Here is a 1,189-nt window from a genome sequence, read left to right on the forward strand (position 1 = left end):
ATGCCGTGGTACAGGTCGATTCCTGCGTAGGCTGCAGGCGATTCAATCACCGTGCCCTGCACCTCCCACGACAGCATCGGCACGCCGTCCCGCGCCAGGGTAGGCAGCGCACGCCCTTCTATGCGGGTGGGCACCTCCACGTCGTACTGGCGGCGTGTGATGCCCCGCGCCGCCGCCGCAATCGCCAGCCCGGCCAGCTCGAAAAGATGGGTGCACTGCTGGGTGGGGTCGGTCAGGCGCGTCACGGCGTGGGCTACGGGCGACAACTCCATGCCCAGCAGCACGTCGAGCTCGGCGATGGCGTGGCTGCACAGGGAGTAGGGGCGGCGGGGGGCCTCGGCCAGAATTTGGGTGACATGCCCATCCACGGCCACCACCTCGACGCGGAAATGGTGGAAGTCGTCTTCCAGCGCAGCCCGCACATGGCATTCCACCCCTTTGGTTTCACTGTGGAGGATGATGCGGCGTCTGAACATGGGCTGTCTTTCTACAAGCCTGACAGGGTAACTGCGGAGGCCAAATTTCTGGTTTTTTTACCTATAAATTGTACAATATATGAATATATGTTCAACAAATAAGGCTTCGCATGGGACTACTCCAAGACAGGATTGCAATCATTACCGGCGCAGGCGGTGGCATTGGCCGCGGTGTGGCCCGCGCCTTTGCACGCGAGGGGGCGGCGGTGGTGATTGCCGAGATCGATGAGGCCAGCGGCCTGCAGGTTGAGCAGGAGCTGAAAGAACTCGGTGGCCGCGCGCTGTTCATCAAGACCGATGTCACCAGCAAGGCATCGATCGAAGCCGTGGTGGCGGGCACCGTCGCGCACTTTGGGGCGCTGGACATTCTGGTCAACAACGCCTTTATTCCCACGCCCAATGTGCTGCTGGAAGACAAGACCGATGCCATGCTGGAGCAAACGCTGACCTCGGCCGTGTGGGCAACCTGTTGGTCCGTGCGTGCAGCCATGCCGCATATGAAGGCGCGCGGCTGGGGGCGCATCGTGAACTTCTACTCCATCGACACCGAAACCGGTGCCTGGCTGCACGCCGACTACAACACTGCCAAGGCCGGCATCGTGGGGTTGACGCGCAGCGCGGCTTCAGAATGGGGTCGCTTCAACATCACCGTGAATGCGATCGCCCCCACCGCCATGGGCGCCACCTTCCACAAGCTGGCTGCCGAGAACCCC

Annotated in this window: 2 protein-coding genes; one reads left to right on the forward strand and one right to left on the reverse strand. The window is 62.3% G+C overall.

The window, feature by feature from the left end; translation table 11 throughout:
- Positions 1-476: DUF2889 domain-containing protein (locus tag AC097L_RS25255; RefSeq protein ID WP_479589454.1), on the reverse strand; the 476-nt coding region annotated here is incomplete at its 3' end.
- 110 nt (positions 477-586) lie between these two features.
- Here AC097L_RS25255 and AC097L_RS25260 point away from each other — a divergent pair.
- A partial coding sequence (locus AC097L_RS25260; protein ID WP_479589455.1) for an SDR family NAD(P)-dependent oxidoreductase occupies positions 587-1,189 on the forward strand: 603 nt, incomplete at its 3' end.

Source organism: Rhodoferax sp. RT5P35 (assembly GCF_056521385.1).